The 14,790-nt window shown below is 74.6% G+C and carries 14 protein-coding genes; 11 read left to right on the top strand and 3 right to left on the bottom strand.

The genetic code is table 11. The annotated features are described in order from the left end of the window. Nucleotides 1-139: 139 nt before the first annotated feature. Together B5D80_RS01945 and B5D80_RS01940 are read left to right on the top strand one after the other, a co-directional pair. A complete protein-coding gene (locus B5D80_RS01945; protein ID WP_088641995.1) occupies nt 140-1,366 on the top strand; it encodes an MFS transporter in 1,227 nt (408 codons plus the stop codon). Continuing rightward, complete coding sequence (locus B5D80_RS01940; RefSeq protein WP_245854155.1) at nt 1,363-2,445, top strand: NADPH:quinone reductase; 1,083 nt, start codon at nt 1,363-1,365, stop codon at nt 2,443-2,445. The genes B5D80_RS01945 and B5D80_RS01940 overlap by 4 nt, the downstream gene beginning before the upstream one ends. 86 nt (nt 2,446-2,531) lie before the next feature. Here the strand turns inward: B5D80_RS01940 and B5D80_RS01935 are convergent, their stop codons facing one another. Beyond that, nucleotides 2,532-3,314, bottom strand: coding sequence for an SAM-dependent methyltransferase (locus tag B5D80_RS01935; RefSeq protein WP_245854154.1), 783 nt, complete (start codon nt 3,312-3,314; stop codon nt 2,532-2,534). Between the two features lie 186 nt (nt 3,315-3,500). On the opposite strand from B5D80_RS01935, the gene B5D80_RS01930 reads away from it, so the two are divergent. Next, entirely contained in the window at nt 3,501-3,986 is a 486-nt protein-coding gene (locus tag B5D80_RS01930; protein ID WP_088641993.1) for a hypothetical protein, read from the top strand. Here the strand turns inward: B5D80_RS01930 and B5D80_RS01925 are convergent. Continuing rightward, nucleotides 3,951-6,296: a glycoside hydrolase family 65 protein gene (locus tag B5D80_RS01925; RefSeq protein WP_088641992.1), complete on the bottom strand. Its 2,346-nt coding sequence runs from the start codon at nt 6,294-6,296 to the stop codon at nt 3,951-3,953. The genes B5D80_RS01930 and B5D80_RS01925 overlap by 36 nt on opposite strands. A 183-nt stretch (nt 6,297-6,479) precedes the next feature. Here B5D80_RS01925 and B5D80_RS01920 point away from each other — a divergent pair, with 183 nt between their 5' ends. Further along, nucleotides 6,480-7,094 (top strand): phosphatase PAP2 family protein, encoded by a 615-nt coding sequence (locus B5D80_RS01920; protein WP_245854153.1) that lies wholly within the window; start codon nt 6,480-6,482, stop codon nt 7,092-7,094. 6 nt (nt 7,095-7,100) lie between these two features. On the opposite strand, the gene B5D80_RS01915 is transcribed toward B5D80_RS01920, so the two are convergent. Then, on the bottom strand, nt 7,101-7,829 hold the full coding sequence (locus B5D80_RS01915; protein WP_245854152.1) for a prepilin peptidase: 729 nt from the start codon (nt 7,827-7,829) through the stop codon (nt 7,101-7,103). A gap of 533 nt (nt 7,830-8,362) precedes the next feature. Between B5D80_RS01915 and B5D80_RS01910 the strand changes: the two genes are divergently transcribed. From B5D80_RS01910 to B5D80_RS01880, 7 genes are all read left to right on the top strand, one after another. Continuing rightward, nucleotides 8,363-8,923, top strand: a complete 561-nt coding sequence (locus B5D80_RS01910) for a hypothetical protein (protein WP_088641989.1) — start codon at nt 8,363-8,365, stop codon at nt 8,921-8,923. 17 nt (nt 8,924-8,940) lie between these two features. Further along, nucleotides 8,941-9,912, top strand: coding sequence for a hypothetical protein (locus B5D80_RS01905; protein ID WP_425437140.1), 972 nt, complete (start codon nt 8,941-8,943; stop codon nt 9,910-9,912). Nucleotides 9,913-10,026: 114 nt separating this feature from the next. Next, a complete protein-coding gene (locus tag B5D80_RS01900) occupies nt 10,027-10,677 on the top strand; it encodes an SAF domain-containing protein (RefSeq protein WP_088641988.1) in 651 nt (216 codons plus the stop codon). 2 nt (nt 10,678-10,679) lie between these two features. Continuing rightward, nucleotides 10,680-11,483, top strand: a complete 804-nt coding sequence (locus tag B5D80_RS01895) for a CpaE/TadZ family protein (RefSeq protein WP_088641987.1) — start codon at nt 10,680-10,682, stop codon at nt 11,481-11,483. Then, on the top strand, nt 11,473-13,026 hold the full coding sequence (locus tag B5D80_RS01890) for a TadA family conjugal transfer-associated ATPase (protein ID WP_088641986.1): 1,554 nt from the start codon (nt 11,473-11,475) through the stop codon (nt 13,024-13,026). The genes B5D80_RS01895 and B5D80_RS01890 overlap by 11 nt, the downstream gene beginning before the upstream one ends. Beyond that, the gene (locus B5D80_RS01885) at nt 13,023-13,922 is read left to right on the top strand and encodes a type II secretion system F family protein (RefSeq protein ID WP_088642090.1); all 900 of its coding nucleotides are present in this window, start codon (nt 13,023-13,025) and stop codon (nt 13,920-13,922) included. The genes B5D80_RS01890 and B5D80_RS01885 overlap by 4 nt, the downstream gene beginning before the upstream one ends. Further along, complete coding sequence (locus tag B5D80_RS01880) at nt 13,919-14,782, top strand: type II secretion system F family protein (RefSeq protein ID WP_088641985.1); 864 nt, start codon at nt 13,919-13,921, stop codon at nt 14,780-14,782. The genes B5D80_RS01885 and B5D80_RS01880 overlap by 4 nt, the downstream gene beginning before the upstream one ends. Nucleotides 14,783-14,790: the final 8 nt, after the last annotated feature.

The raw sequence follows: 14,790 nt of genomic DNA, 5'->3' as shown, positions 1-14,790 counted from the left end.
GCCACCCGCGCCCGCACCACCGGCCGCCGGGCCGGACCGACCCCCCGCCGCCCGCACCCGGTGGTCGTCCACACCCGAATCCCCGTGCCCGGCGCGCTCCGCCGCGCCGCCGCATGCCGTCCCGCATCCCGGAGACCTCATGTCCCACCTGCACACCCGTACCGGCCCGGGGCCGGACACCGCCGCCGGGCCCGGCCGGGGCCTGCGCTTCACCCTGATCCTCGCGGCCGGCACCTTCGCCGTCGGCACGGACGCGTTCGTGGTCGCCGGACTGCTCCCCGACATGGCCGCCGCGCTGCGGGTCTCCACCGCCGCCGCCGGGCAGTCGGTGACGGTCTTCGCCATCTCGTACGCCGTCCTCGCCCCGGTGCTGTCCACGCTGACCGCCCGGCTGCCACGCCGCACCCTGCTCGTCGCCGCGTTGCTGGTGCTCGCCGCCGGCAACCTGCTCTCGGCCGCCGCCGAAACGCTGCCGGTGCTGATCGTCGGGCGGATCGTCGCCGCCGCCGGTGCCGCCGCGTACACCCCGAACGCGGGTGCGGCCGGCGCCTCCCTGGTCCCCCCGGCGCTGCGCGGGCGGGCGCTGGCGGTGGTGATCGGCGGGCTCACCGTCGCCACCGCGCTGGGCGTCCCGTTGGGCGGGCTGACCGGCCGGTGGCTCGGCTGGCGGGCCGCACTCGTCGCGGTGGCCCTGCTGGCGCTGGCCGTGGCGGTGGCCGTCCGGCTGGCGATGCCCGCGCTACCCGGCGCGGCGGCGGTGCCGCTGCGCGCCCGGCTGACCGCGCTGCGCCAACCGGCCGTGCTCGCCGTACTGCCGCTCACCGTGATCGGCATGGCCGCCTGCTACACGGTGTACGCCTTCGCGGTGCCCACCCTCGGCGCGCTCGGCGTCGGCGCGTACCAGGTCAACCTGATGCTGCTGCTCTACGGGCTGGGCGCGGTCGCCGGCAACGTCGCTTCCGGCTACGCCACCGACCGGTGGGGTGCGGTGCCGGTGCTGGTGGTCGGGTACGCCGCGATGGTCGTCGCGCTGGGCGTGCTCGGCGCGCTCAGCACCGCCGGGTCCGCGCCGATCCTCCTGGTCGGACTGCTGGTCGCTGCGTGGGGCGCGGCGAGTTGGTGCCAGACCCCGGCGCAGCAGCACCGGTTGATCGCCGCCGCGCCGCAGCAGGCCCCGCTGGTGGTGTCGCTGAACTCGTCGGCCATCTATCTCGGCATCGGCCTGGGCACCACCGCCGGCGGTGCGGCCCTCACCTCCGGCGTGCCCACCATGTACGCCCTCGGCGCGGCCGGGGCGGTGCTGGCCCTGCTGGTGCTCCACCTCGGACAGCGGATCACCAGGCGTACCCCGGCGGTGGCGTCGTGACCGGCGCGACCGGGCCCGGCCGGGGCCCCACCACCCGACCGACGCCGGGCGTGGGCAGGTCGACCCCGCCGGTGCCCCGGTCCGGCGCGACGGACACCACGACCGCCGCGTACGTGGACCGCCCCGGGCCCGCCGGGACGATCCGGGTCGGCCCGCTGCCCGCACCCGAACCGACGCCGACCGAGGTGCTGGTCAGGGTCGAGGCGAGCCCGGTGAACCGGGTCGACACGTTCGTCCGCTCCGGCGCGTTCCGTACCCCGCTGACCTTTCCGTTCGTCATCGGGCGGGACCTGGCCGGCACGGTGCTGCGGGTCGGCGCGGCCGTCACCGGTTTCGCCCCGGGGGACCGGGTGTGGTGCAACAGCATGGGTCACGCCGGCCGGCCCGGTGCCGCCGCCGGGCGGGTGGCGGTGCCCGCCGACCGGCTCTACCCGGTGCCCGCCGGGGTGGACCCGTTGACCGCGGTGGCGGTGGCGCACCCGGCGGCCACCGCCTACCTCGGTCTGGTCACCCACGCCCGGGTCCGGCCGGGCGAGACGGTGCTGGTGATCGGCGCGGGCGGCAACGTGGGCAGCGCCGCGGTCACCCTGGCCCGCGCCGCCGGGGCCCGGGTGGTGGCCACCGCGCACCCCCGCGACGCCGACCACTGCGCCGGCCTCGGCGCGGAGCCGGTGGTCGACTACCGGGACGCCGACTGGGCCGCGCAGGTCCGCCGGGCCTGCCCGTCCGGGGTGGACGTGGTGCTCGACGCCGCCGGGGTCAACGACCTGACCAGCACCGTCGGCCTGCTCGCCCCCCGGGGCCGGGTGCTGGTGCTGGCCGGCCTGGGCACCACCCCGACGCTGCCCGCCGGTGAGCTGTACCTGCGTGACGGCGCGGTGCTGGGCTTCGTGATCTCACACGCCACCGTCGCCGAACTGGCCGACGCGGCGCGGGCGATCAACGCGTTGCTCGCGGACGGCCGGCTGCGGGCCCGCACCGTCGAGACGCTCCCGCTGACCGCCGCCGCCGAGGCGCACCGCCGCGCCGAGGACGGCCTGCACGGGGTCCGCACCCTCCTGCTGCCCACCCCACCCTGACCGCCACCGGGCCGGCCGGGCCGGTGGCTGCCAGGGGTGGCGGACCGGGTCGGCCGGCCCGTCGTGCGGCCGGCCCGGGACGGCGGTCAGCGGCGCAGGCCCATGCCGGCGTAGCCGTGGGAGATCCGCTCCCGGGGTTCCCCGTCGGGTCGCCACTCGGCCACCCGCACCAGCCCCGGATCGACCAGGTCGTAGCCGTCGAAGAAGCGCAGCACGTCGGCGTGCGGGCGGGGCACCAGCGGGGCGCTGCTGCGTTGGTAGACCGCCCGCCCCTGCTGGGTGGGCAGCGGCGGGGCCCCGTCGGTGGTGAGATGGGAGACCACCAGCGGGCTACCGGGGGCGGTCGCGTCCCGCAGCCGGGCGACGGCGTCCCACGGCTGCTCGGCGTCGGTGACGAAGTGCAGCACCGCCACCAGCAGCACGGCCACCGGGCGGTCGAGGTCGATCGCCGCCCGGACGTCGGGGTGGGTCAGCAGTTCGTCGGGCCGGCGCAGGTCACCGTGGACGACGGTGGTCCGTCCGTCGGCCGGCAGCAGCCGCCGGGCGTGCGTGACGGCGACCTCGTCGTAGTCGACGTAGACCACCGCCGAGTCGGGGGCGACCTGACGGACGATCTCGTGCACGTTGCCCTGGGTGGGCAGCCCGGCACCGATGTCGAGGAACTGGCGTACGCCCAGCTCGGCGGCGTGCCGGACGGCCCGGCGCAGGAAGTGCCGGTTGGCCTGGGCGGCGATCCCGGTGTCCGGGAAGATCCGCAGGATCTGCTCGGCGGCGGCCCGGTCGGCGGCGAAGTTGTGGCACCCACCGAGGTAGTAGTCGTACATCCTGGCCACGTTCGGCCCCTGCTCGGCGTCGGTCGGCGCGGTCACCGGCCCTCTCCCTCCACTCGCGTCGTCGCTGCGGGACGGCCCACCGCCGGGCGGCGGGCACCCCGCGCCCTGATGTCTAGCACCCGGGGCTACGACATGTTGACCCCCCGTGTCGGCGAGCCGGCTGCACGCGACCGTCACCTGCCGGTATGACGGTGACACCGACTGTCGGCGAGGAGGCATCCGATGAACACTGCCCGGGAGACCGTGGAGGTGGACCCGGCCCTGTTCCGGGCCGTGTACGACTCACCCGCCTCACTGCCGGGGCGGCACCGCTGGACCACCCCGGAACACGACGTACGCCGGCTGGAGAAGCTGCTCGGGATGCCGGCGCAGAGCATCGGCGCGCCCCTGTGGGTCAGCGGCGACGAGCCGGACTGCCCCAAGTGCGGACGCCGGACCACCTGGCTGGACATCGTCGCCTCGGCCCTCAAGGGCGTGCACGACCCGCTGATGATCGCCACGGTGATCCTCGGTGACCGCCGGTACGTCAACACCGAGATCCCGGACGCGATCGCCGGGGTGCACTGCCTCGACTGTCACACCCCGGTCACCGGCCTGCGCAGCTTCAAGTGCCACAACTGGGCGTACGCCTTCGAGGAGCTGGCGGTGGTGCGGGAGCGGATGCGGGGCGGGTCAGGCCCGGCGGGCGGGCCGCCGGCCGGGCGGTGACGGCGGTTCCGGCCCCGGGTCGGGCACCTGCGGCAGGGGCCGGGTGACCGCCGCCGCGCCGGTGACCGTGACCGCCTCCCCGGCGTGCCGCAGGTCGAGCGTCGTCTCCGGGTCGGCGTCGGGCAGCTCGTAGCGGGCCCCGTCGCGGGTCAGCGTGACCCGCAGCCGGTGCCCGTGCCAGCGCAGGTGGAAGGCGAGCCGGTCGATCCGGGCCGGCAGCCGGGGGTCGAACGAGAGCACGCCGGTGTCGTCACGCAGTCCGCCGAAGCCCTCCACCGCCGCCGTCCACGCCCCGGCCAGGGCCGCCAGGTGCAGCCCGTCGCTCGTCTTGTCGCCGAGGTCGGCGAGGTCGTGCAGGGCCGCCTCGGCGAACAGGTCGTACGCCAGGTCGAGGTGGCCCAGTTCGGCGGCGAGCACCGCCTGGGAGCCGGCGGACAGCGACGAGTCGCGGACGGTGCGGGCCTGGTAGTAGGCGAAGTTGCGGGCCTTGTCCTCGGCGGTGAACTCCCCCGGGCAGCGTTGCATGGCCAGCACCAGGTCGGCCTGCTTGACCACCTGCCGCCGGTACAGCTCCAGGTAGGGGTAGTGCAGCAGCAGCGGGTAGTCGTCGTCGGTCGTCGCCGCGAAGTCCCACTCGGGTTGCTCGGTGAAGCCCGCCGCCTGCTGGTGCACGCCGCGCTTGCGGTCGTACGGCAGGTGCACGGCGTCGGCGGCGGCCCGCCAGGCGGCGGTCTCGGCCGGGTCGACGCCGAGCGCGGCGGCCCGCTCCGGGTGCCGTCCGGCGGCGTCGGCGGCGCCCAGCAGGTTGCGCCGGACCATCAGGTTGGTGAAGACGTTGTCGTCGACCAGGGCGGCGTACTCGTCGGGGCCGGTGACCCCGGTGACGTGGAACGCGCCGTCGTCGGACCAGTGGCCGTAGCCGGCCCACAGCCGGGCCGTCTCCACCAGCAGTTCCAGCCCGGTGTCGGCGAGGAACTCCTGGTCACCGGTGACCGTGACGTAGCGCAGCACCGCGTCGGCGATGTCGGCGTTGACGTGCAGGGCGGCGGTGCCGGCCGGCCAGTAGCCGGAGCACTCCCGGCCGCCGATGGTCCGCCAGGGGAAGGTGGCCCCGGTCAGCCGCAGCTCGGCGGCCCGTTCCCGGGCCTGCGGCAGGTGGGCGTGCCGCCAGCGCAGCGCGCCCCGGGCCACCTCGGGCAGCAGGTACGTCAGCACCGGCAGCACGTAGCTCTCGGTGTCCCACAGCACGTGCCCGTCGTAGCCGTTGCCGGTGAGCCCCTTCGCCGCGATGGTCCGGTCGCCGTCGGCCCGGCCCGCCTGGAGCAGGTGGAACACCGAGAACCTGACGGCCTGCTGGAGTTCCGGGTCGCCGTCGATCTCCACGTCGGCGGTGCGCCACCGCTCGTCGAGCACGGCCCGCTGGTCGGCCAGGAGCGCGTCGAACCCGTGCCGGTGGGCGGCGTCGGCCTCGGCGGTGACCAGGTCGGCCAGTTCGTCGGGGGTGCTGTCGTCGACCGGCGCGCACTCGTACGCGGCGTACTTGGTCAGTCGGAGCCGCTGCCCGGGGGTGAGCCGCCCTTCGAGGGTCGTCCGCAGCCGGTCCGGGGTGTGGTCGTCGCCGTCGGTGAAGCCCGCCGGCGCGTCCGTCCCGTGGGTGACCGCGACGGCGACCCGTTGGGCGCTGCGGTCGGTGCGGTGCACCAGCACGCCCCGGTGGCCGTCGGGGCGGTGCAGTTCGGCGTCGAGCGGGTCGTGCACGATCGAGGCGGCCCGGGGGTCGTCGGCCCGTTCGGGCACCCGCTCGTTGGCGAGCACGTCCGAGCAGACCCGGATCTCGACCGGCCGGTCGTCCAACGGTTCGACCTCGTAGCGGACGGCGGCGACGGCGTGCCGGGGCAGCGAGACCAGCCGGGTGCTGCGGACCCGTACCCCGTGCCCGGCCGGTGAGATCCACTCGGTGTGCCGTTCCACCACGCCGGCCCGCAGGTCGAGGGTGCGTTCGTGGGCGCGGACGGTGCCGGTGCGCAGGTCGAGGGGTTCGCCGGCCACCCAGAGCCGGATCAGGGCGGCGTTGGGCGCGCTGATCACGGTGTCGCTCTCCTGCGGGAAGGCGTACCCGTCCTCGGGGTAGCTCTGTCGCCGCCGTTCGTGGAACCCGTTGAGGTAGCTGCCCGGCATGCCGTAGGGCTGGCCCTCGTCGAGGGTGCCCCGCCAGCCCACCCAGCCGTTGGACAGGGCGAAGACCGACTCGGTCTCGCCGAGCCGGTCCAGGTCGGTGGCGGTCCGCCGGATCTGCCAGGTCTGGTCCATCTGCACGGCGGGGAGGTACCCGGTGGTGGTGGGCGGCCAATCGCGGGGACCGCTGTGAACTCGCTGTGACGGGGGCGGGCATCCGCCCCGGCATCGCGCACCATGTGACCGGTCCACCCGGTTCCTACACCTCGATGGGACTAAAAGGGGTATGACACTTTGGTGAGGTGAGCAATGATTCAGATGATTACCACAGACATTCCCGATATCAGCGAGGAGTGGTACCGCGACGTCGTCGACGTGGCCGATGCCGCCCCGGCCCCGGTGCAGTGGTTCGCGGTGCACTTCACCGAGGCGGTGATCCTGCTGCTCGGCCTGATGCTGGTGGCCGTCGCCGTGCCCCGGCTGCGCCGTGCCGACCCGTGGGGCCGGGCCCTCGCCCTGGTCGCGCCGGCCACCGTCGTCCTGGCGTACGGGTGCAGCGAGCTGCTCAAGTCGCTGATCGACGAGGAGCGGCCCTGCCGGGGGGCGGTCACCATCCTGGCCGCACCGTGCCCGCCGACAGGTGACTGGTCCTTCCCGAGCAACCACGCCACGATCGCCGGGGCGCTGGCCACCGCCGTGCTGCTGCTGTCCCCCCGGTGGGGTCTGCTGGCCGCCCCGCTGGCGCTGCTCGCCGCGTCCTCCCGGGTCTTCGTGGGCGTGCACTACCCGCACGACGTCCTCGCCGGCCTGCTGCTCGGCCTGGCGGTGACCCTGCTGGTCAGCCTCCCGGCGGCCCGGCCCCTCGCCGAGATGCTGCGCCGGCACTCCGGTCCGGCCACCCGGGAGGTCGACCGGGGTCAGCGGGTCGGCTGAGCGGGATCAGCCGGTCAGCAGGAGCGTCGCGCAGGTGCCGGCGACCAGGAACGGCCCGAACGGCAGGTGGCTCGACCACCCGACCCGGCGGCTGGCCAGCAGCACCACCCCGACCAGCGCCGACAGCAGGAAGGTCAGCACCAGCCCGGTCACCACCGCACCCCACCCCTGCCAGCCGAGCAACGCCCCCACCCCGAGCGCCAGTTTGGCGTCGCCGAGGCCGAAGCCCCGCCGGCCGAGCAGCAGTGTGGTGGTGGCGAAGGCCAGACCGAGCGCCACCCCGGCGGTCACCGCCCGCAGCCACGCCCCGGCACCCGCCCCGGCCGCCACGGCCACCCCGAGCAATGCCCAGGTGCCGACGGCGGCGGGCCAGGTGAGCCGGTCCGGCAGCCGGTGCACCGCCAGATCCACCAGCACGAGCGGGATCGCGCAGCCGAGCCACCAGGCCAGCGCGACCCGCTCGGCCACCGGGCCGTCGACCAGCGCCAGCACCGCCACGGCCACCACCAGCAGCGCCTCGACCAGGAACGGCGCGGCGCCGACCCGGCCCGCGCAGTCCGGGCAGCGGGCCGTCGGCCCGAGCGCCGGCAACGGCCGGTCCAGCCCGACCGCGACGCCGCAGCCGTCGCATCCGACCCGGTCGGCCACCCCCGGGGGTACGGCGTACCGGGCGACCGCGAGCCGCAGCACCGGTACGACCGTCAGCAGCCCGGCCAGTCGCCGGACAGCGGTCACGGAGCGTGACGGCCGGACGGGGTCGACGTAACGGTCCGATATCAGGTCGGCGTCCCCAGTGGAGACCTGAGCGTCCCCCGCCCCGCCGGGCGCTTCCGGGACATCGACGGCGACCTTCGGGGAACGGATCGGACCAGCCCGCTCGACCCGTCCCATATCCTCCGGCGACGCAGGGTGTTCGCCGACCGGACCGACCCGGTCGGCGGACACCGACCCGCGATCGGCGGGCACCGGTGACACCGGCCGGACACCCTGGACATCGTCCACCTTCGGTCACTCCTGCCCATCACGGTGAGTGCTCGGATGAATTGCCTCTGTTGCATCGGCGCACGTCAGCCTATGCTCGCCCCTTGGGTACGACGCAACCCCGAGCAGCCGCGTCGGACGCCAGACCCCACCCATTCGCAGAAGATCCGCACAGGTAAATGCCGCAGCACCCGGAACTGTCCGATCGACATCATCCCGGAGTACCGCCGCATGCCCGGAGGCCGCCACGATCGTCGCCACCGGGCGCCACCGAGGAGGGCACGGCAATGCGTACAGGGCGATCGCGCCACTGGACCAGCTGCCTCGTCGTCGCCGTGGTGGCCGCCCTCGCCGGCTGCGCCGACCCGCCGGAGACCACCTCCGCCCCCGCCCCCCGACCGGCCAGCGACGACCGCACACCCACCGAGGCGGAGCAGGCGGCCGGACGGGCCGCGCTGGCCGCGTACGCCGGATATCTGGAGGCCTCCCGGGAGGCGAGCCGGGACAGCGATCCCCGCCATCCGAAGCTGACCCGGTTCCTGGGCGATCCGCTGCTCACCCGGGTCCGGGTGGCGATCGACGACGCCCGCCGGCACGGCGCGGTCCGCACCGGGACGTTGAAGTCGGAGCCCTCCGTCACCTCGGTCAGCCTCGACGGCGACCCGCCGACCGTGGAGATCCAGGACTGCCTGGACGCCACCGGCTACCGGCTGGTCTACCGCAAGGACAACCGGGTGGTGCCCGGCTCGGCCGGCACCCGGCACCTGGCGACCGCCACCGCGACCCGCTACCCGGACGGCCGCTGGCTGATCAACTCCGGTGCCGCCCACGAGGACCAGCCATGTTGACCCGGGAAGGAACGCCCGTGCCGACCCATTGCGCCACCCTGCCCCCGGCCGGCCCCGAGCCCGCCGCCCCCCGTCTGCTCCGACCCGTCGGCGGCGTGCCCCGCCGGGTGCTCGCCGGCCTGCTGCTGGCCGTGCTGGTCGCCGTGGCCGCGCCACCGGCCCCGGTGCAGGCCGCCGGCCCGGGGGTGGAGTGCCCGCCGGGCCAGAACGACTGCAGCGTCTGGGACGACGACCCGGGCACCCCCGGTGACCCGGGCGGTGGCACCGGGCCGGGCAGCCCGAACAGCCCCGGCGCGGCCCCGAAGTGCCAGTGGAACGGCAAGCCGCTGCCCTGCTACAACCCGAACCTCGGCTGGTTCGACAACTCCAGCGGCTGCTACTACAAGGTCGCCGAGCCGCAGGAGGAGGCCCCCGAGGGTCAGGTGTGGTACGTCCAGACCTGCAACGGCGGTGACCTGGGCGCGCAGTCGATGGTGCTGCTCGACGGGCCGCCGCCCGGGTTCGGCACCCCGCCCGACCCGGAGGAACTGGCCCGGCGGGCGCTCGCCTCGATCAGCCTGCTGCCGCCCCGGGCGTCGGTCGCCCCCCGGCGCAGCCTCGGCCCCGGCCTGGTCGGTCTGCCGGTCTGGATGTGGGCCAGCAGCGGCCGGAACTACTTCGGCCCGCTCCACGCGTCGGCCAGCGACCGGGGACTGACCGTACGGATCACCGCCCAGGTCCAGCGGATCGTGTGGGACATGGGCAACGGCAGGAAGATCACCTGCAAGGGGCCCGGCACGCCGTACAAGTCGACCGGCCCGAACGCCGGCAAGAAGTCCCCGACCTGCGGCTACGACGGCTATCCCAAGGTCGGCAACTACCGGGTCAGCGCCACCACGTTCTGGAACGTGCACTGGGAGGGCGGTGGCCGCAGCGGCGACATCGCACAGACCCGGACCAGCGGCGTCGTCGACATCCAGATCAAGGAACTCCAGGTGGTGACCCGATGAGCGCCCCGCACGCCACGGTTTTGCGAGCCCCGCAGTCGCGAACGGAGATCGTCCAGTGAGCGCGAGGAGTGAGCCGGTTTTGCGAGCCCCGCAGTCGCGAACGGAGATCGTCCAGTGAGTCTGGCCACCCGCGATGGAGTTCCGGTGGATGCGCCGATCGCCCCGCCCAAGGTGGTCCGGCAGCGCCGTACCCGGCCCGGCCTGCTCGGGCTCGCCGTGCTGCTGATCGCGTTGGGCGGCCTCGGCGCGGCCTTCGCGGTCACCTCGGTGCGGGCCACCGGCAGCTACCTGGCCATCGCCCGACCGGTCGAGGTGGGTCGCATCCTGACCGCCGACGACCTGGTCAGCGTGCAGGTCTCCGGGGGTGCCGGGCTGTCCCCGGTGCCGACGAAGAAGCGCGACGAGGTGGTCGGCAAGCGGGCCGCCGTGTCGCTGGTCCCCGGGTCGCTGCTCACCATGGCGCAGCTCACCGACGCCCCGCTGCTCGGCCAGGGGCAGCAGCAGATCGCGCTGGGCCTGGAGCCGAGCAAGGTGCCGGCCCGCAAGCTGCACCCCGGCGACAAGGTGCTGCTGGTCAGCACCCCGGACGAGGACTCCGACAACTCGCCGTCGTCCACCCGGTTCACCGCCACGGTGATCGACACCCTCACCCCGGAGAACGACGACGTGGTGATCTACCTGGCGCTCGCCGTCCGGGACGTCCCGGCGGTGGTGGTGCTGGCCGCGCAGGAGCGGATCGCCCTCGTGCTGACCGAGGCGGCCTGACCATGGCCATCATCGCGCTGGTCTCGGCGAAGGGGTCGCCCGGCGTCACCACCACGGCGCTGGCCTGCACCCTGAGCTGGCACCGGCGGCTGGTGCTCGCCGAGTGCGACCCGGCCGGCGGCTCGGTGCTCGCCGGTTTCCTGGGCGGTCAGCTCGACGGGCCGCGCGGCATCGGCGAGCTGGCCGTGGGTGAGCTGCGCGACGGCAGCCTGGAGTCGACGTTCTGGTCGCAACTGGTCGACCTGGACGCGCCGAGGCGGGAGCGGCTGCTGCTGCCCGGCGTGGTGGACCCGGCGCAGGCCGGCAGCGTCGCCCCGCTGTGGCAACGGTTCGCCGACTTCTTCCGCACCCTGGAGAAGGGCCGTCCCGGCTACGACGTGATCGTCGACTGTGGACGCCTCCAGGTCTTCGGGCCGCCCTGGCCGCTGCTGCGCGCCGCCGACGTGGTGCTGCTGGTGACCCGGGCCCAGCTACCCGGGCTCTCCGGCACCCGGTCGATGATCCGGGCCATCGAACGGGACTTCACCCACCACCGGGTGCCTCCGGGCACGCTGCGGCTGGTGGTGGTCGGCGACGGGCACGGCAAGGCCGAGATCGGCAAGGCGTTGGGGGTGCCGGTGATCGCCCGGTTGCCGGAGGACCCACGTACCGCGCAGGCGCTCAGCTTCGGCGGCACGGTCCGCGCCGGACGGCCGCTGATGCGCGCGGCGGCCGGATTGGAGGCCCCGGTACGGGAGATCCTGGAGCAACGGCGGGCCCGGTTGGCCTGGCCGGCCCCGGCGCAGGGGGTGCCGGATGCGGTTTGAACCGGTCTCCCACGACCCGCGCACCCCGCCGCCGGGGGTCACCTCGACGATGCCGCCGCTGGCCCCGGTGAACGGCAGGCACTACGCCCCCGCCCCGGCGACGCCGCCGGCCGCCGCCCCACCGACGCCCGCGCCGACCGCGCCACCCCGGCCGAAGGTGGACTTCGCGGTGGTCCGCGAACTGCGCCGGGAGCTGAGTGAACGGCTGACCCAGTGGCAGCGCGGCCGGGAGTTCGACGCCGACGCCGAGGAGGTCGAGCGCGCCCGGCTCGCCGTCGCCGTGGTCTCCGGTTACGCCGACGCGGTACGCCGGGCCGGCACCCCGCTCAGCGCGGACGAGGAACGGACCCTGCTCGACCAGGTGACCGCCGAACTGGTCGGGCTGGGCCGGCTGCAGACCCTGCTGGTTGACGACACCATCGAGGAGGTGCACATCCTCGGCTGCGACCAGGTGCGCATCACCCGGCACGGCGGTGGCGTCGACTGGGGTGAGCCGATCGCCGACAGCGACGACGAGCTGGTGGAGATCCTCCAGGCGGCGGCCCGGCGGGCCGGCGCCACCGAGCGGTCGCTGTCCACCTCGAAGCCGACGCTGGACCTGCAACTGCCCGACGGCAGCCGGTTGGCGGCGGTGTTCCTGGTCAGCCACCGCCCCTACGCGGTGATCCGTAAGCACAACACGCTCGACGTCAGCCTCGACGACCTGGCCGGCAGCCGCCCCGACCTGGACGAGATGATCGACCCGCTGCTGCGCGACTTCCTCCGGGCGTCCATGCGGGCCGGGTTGAACATCATGGTCGCCGGGCTGGCCGGGGCCGGCAAGACCACTGTCATCCGGGCGTTGATGGACGAGATCCCGCCCGACGAGCCGTACGTGCTGCTGGAGGAGAGCCGGGAGCTGCTGCCGGCCCGGCGCGGGGACAAACACCGGGCGGTGATGAGCTTCGAGGCCCGGGAGGGGCACGGCGAACGCGGCCTGGACGGTCGACCCGCCGGTGAGGTGAGCATCGCCGACCTGATCCCGGTGTCGCTGCGGATGGGCGTGCTGCGGATCATCGTCGGTGAGGTCCGGTCCCGGGAGATCGTGCCGATGCTCCAGGCGATGACCACCAGCCGTGGGTCCATGTGCACCATCCACGCCCGCACCCCGGCCGGGGTGAGCGAGCGGATCATCGAGCTGGCCCTGGCGCACGGCCGGGAGATGACCGTCGACCAGGCCCGCCGGATGGCCGGCAACGCCCTCGACCTGATCGTGTACGTCACCGTCGAGGACGAGACCGCGATCGGCGGACGCAAGCACCGGTTCGTCTCCCACGTCGAGGAGGTGATCGGCGTCGGCGACGCCAACCGGATCACCACCACCACCGTCTTCGGGCCCGGCCCCGACGGTCGGGCCGTCCCCCGCCACCTGCCGGAACGGGTCCGTGGGCAACTGCTGCGGGTCGGCTACGACGCCCGGCTGCTGTCCCGCTTCATCGAGGCCGGCGCGGGCGCGTGGCGTCGGCCCCGGCACAGCCGCCTCGCCCCGGCGGTGCGCCGATGAGCACCGTCGAACTGCTCGCGGTGGTCTCCGGCGCGGCCTGCGTCGGCGGGATCGTGCTGGCCGTGGTGGCACTGTTCGGCACTACCAAACCGACCCGTCCGGCGCGGAGTTCGACCACCGGGCTGCGCCGGCTCTGGCTCGGCTCCGGCACCAACCGGAGGGACCAGCGGACGCACCAGATGACGTTGGGCGCGGCGGCGGTGGCGGGGGCGCTGGCGTTCCTGCTGACCGGGCTGCCGGTGGTGGGGTTGATCGTGGCGGTGGCGGTGCCGGGGGTGCCCTGGCTGTTCGCGGTGGGCCGGGCCGAGGAGCGGGCGATCACCCGGATCGAGGCGGTCGGCGAGTGGACCCGCCGGCTCAAGGACGTCTCCAACACCGGGCAGGGCCTCCAGCAGGCGATCGTCACCACCATCGCCACCGTCCCGGAGGAGATCCAGGAGGAGGTACGGCTGCTCGCCGCCCGCCTCCAGGCCGGCTGGACGGCCCGGTCCGCCCTGCTGGCGTTCGCCGACGAGATCGGTGACCCGGTCTGCGACCAGGTGGTCGCCGCGCTGATCCTGCACCTGACCGACCGGGGCGAGCGCCTCGGCGACGTGCTCGGTTCCATCGCGTCGGCCGCCTCCGCCGAGGTGGCCACCCGGCGCGAGGTGGAGGCCAAGCGCACCCAGCCCCGGTTCGCGGTCCGCTTCCTCACCGGGATGACCCTGGCCGTGCTGGCGTACGGGCTGGTCAACACCGAGTACGTCAGGCCGTACGGGACGTTCTTCGGCCAGCTGCTGATGGCGGTGCTCGCCACGGCGTTCATCGCCCTGCTGGCCTGGGTACGCGCGATGAGCCAGCCCCCGCCGCCGCCCCGGTTCCTGCCGAGGCCCGACCCGGCGGAGGTGGTCGCGTGACGCTCAACTGGCAGCTCACCATCGCGGTGCTGGGCGGGGCGACCATCGGTCTCGGCCTGTTCCTGCTGGTCCGGGAGGCGTTGCCGGCCTCCCCGGCGCTCGGCCCGGCGCTGCGCCGGCTGCACCAGCCCGCGGGCACCGCCGTCACCGCCGGACGCGGGCCGGACTGGCTGGGGGGCTTCGCCCGCTGGCTGCGCCCGCCGCACAGCCAGCTCGCCCTGCTCGACCAGACCCCCGAGCAGTACACGATGTCGATCCTGCTCTCCGCGCTGGTCGGGTTGGCCACCCCGACGGTGGCGGGGGCGCTGCTCTTCCTGGCCGGGGTGAGCATGCCGGTGGTCGTACCGGTGCTGGGCAGTCTGGGGTTGGCGCTGGTCTGCGCGCTGCTCGCGCACCGGTCGGTGCTGGCCAAGGCGGAAACCGCCCGGGAGGAGTTCCGCGCGGCGGTCTGCACCTACCTGGACCTGGTGGCGTTGCAGTTGTCGGCGGCGCACGGCCCGGTGCAGTCGCTGGAACGCGCGGCGGCGGTCTGCGACGGCTGGGTCTTCGCCCGCATCCGGGAGTCGCTGCGGATCGCCCAGATGCAGATGCACTCGCCCTGGGACGAGTTGCAGGAGCTGGCCGAGAAGATCGGCATACCGGAGCTGGGCGACGTCGGGGCGATCATGCGGTCCTCCGGCAGCGAGGGCGCCCAGGTGCACGAGACGCTGCGCAGCCGCGCCGAGTCGCTCCGGGACCAGATCCGCACCGACAACCTGGCCCGCGCCGAGGGCGTCACCAGCCGGCTGGACATTCCCGGCTCGCTGCTGGTCTTCGTGCTGCTGGCGTTCATCCTCTATCCGTTCGTCGCCCGCCTCTGAGTAATCCG

Origin of the sequence: Micromonospora wenchangensis, assembly GCF_002210435.1 — a bacterium.
GTDB classification, from domain to species: domain Bacteria; phylum Actinomycetota; class Actinomycetes; order Mycobacteriales; family Micromonosporaceae; genus Micromonospora; species Micromonospora wenchangensis.
This window is presented reverse-complemented; position numbering and strand designations above follow the sequence as displayed.

Bases quoted from the DNA above. Each gene is read 5' to 3' on its own strand.
- B5D80_RS01945 (WP_088641995.1), top strand. From the start codon at position 140: ATGTCCCACCTGCACACCCGTACCGGCCCGGGGCCGGACACCGCCGCC.
- B5D80_RS01930 (WP_088641993.1), top strand. From the start codon at position 3,501: ATGAACACTGCCCGGGAGACCGTGGAGGTGGACCCGGCCCTGTTCCGG.
- B5D80_RS01925 (WP_088641992.1), bottom strand. From the start codon at position 6,296: ATGGACCAGACCTGGCAGATCCGGCGGACCGCCACCGACCTGGACCGG.
- B5D80_RS01920 (WP_245854153.1), top strand. From the start codon at position 6,480: ATGATTACCACAGACATTCCCGATATCAGCGAGGAGTGGTACCGCGAC.
- B5D80_RS01910 (WP_088641989.1), top strand. From the start codon at position 8,363: ATGCGTACAGGGCGATCGCGCCACTGGACCAGCTGCCTCGTCGTCGCC.
- B5D80_RS01895 (WP_088641987.1), top strand. From the start codon at position 10,680: ATGGCCATCATCGCGCTGGTCTCGGCGAAGGGGTCGCCCGGCGTCACC.
- B5D80_RS01890 (WP_088641986.1), top strand. From the start codon at position 11,473: ATGCGGTTTGAACCGGTCTCCCACGACCCGCGCACCCCGCCGCCGGGG.
- B5D80_RS01885 (WP_088642090.1), top strand. From the start codon at position 13,023: ATGAGCACCGTCGAACTGCTCGCGGTGGTCTCCGGCGCGGCCTGCGTC.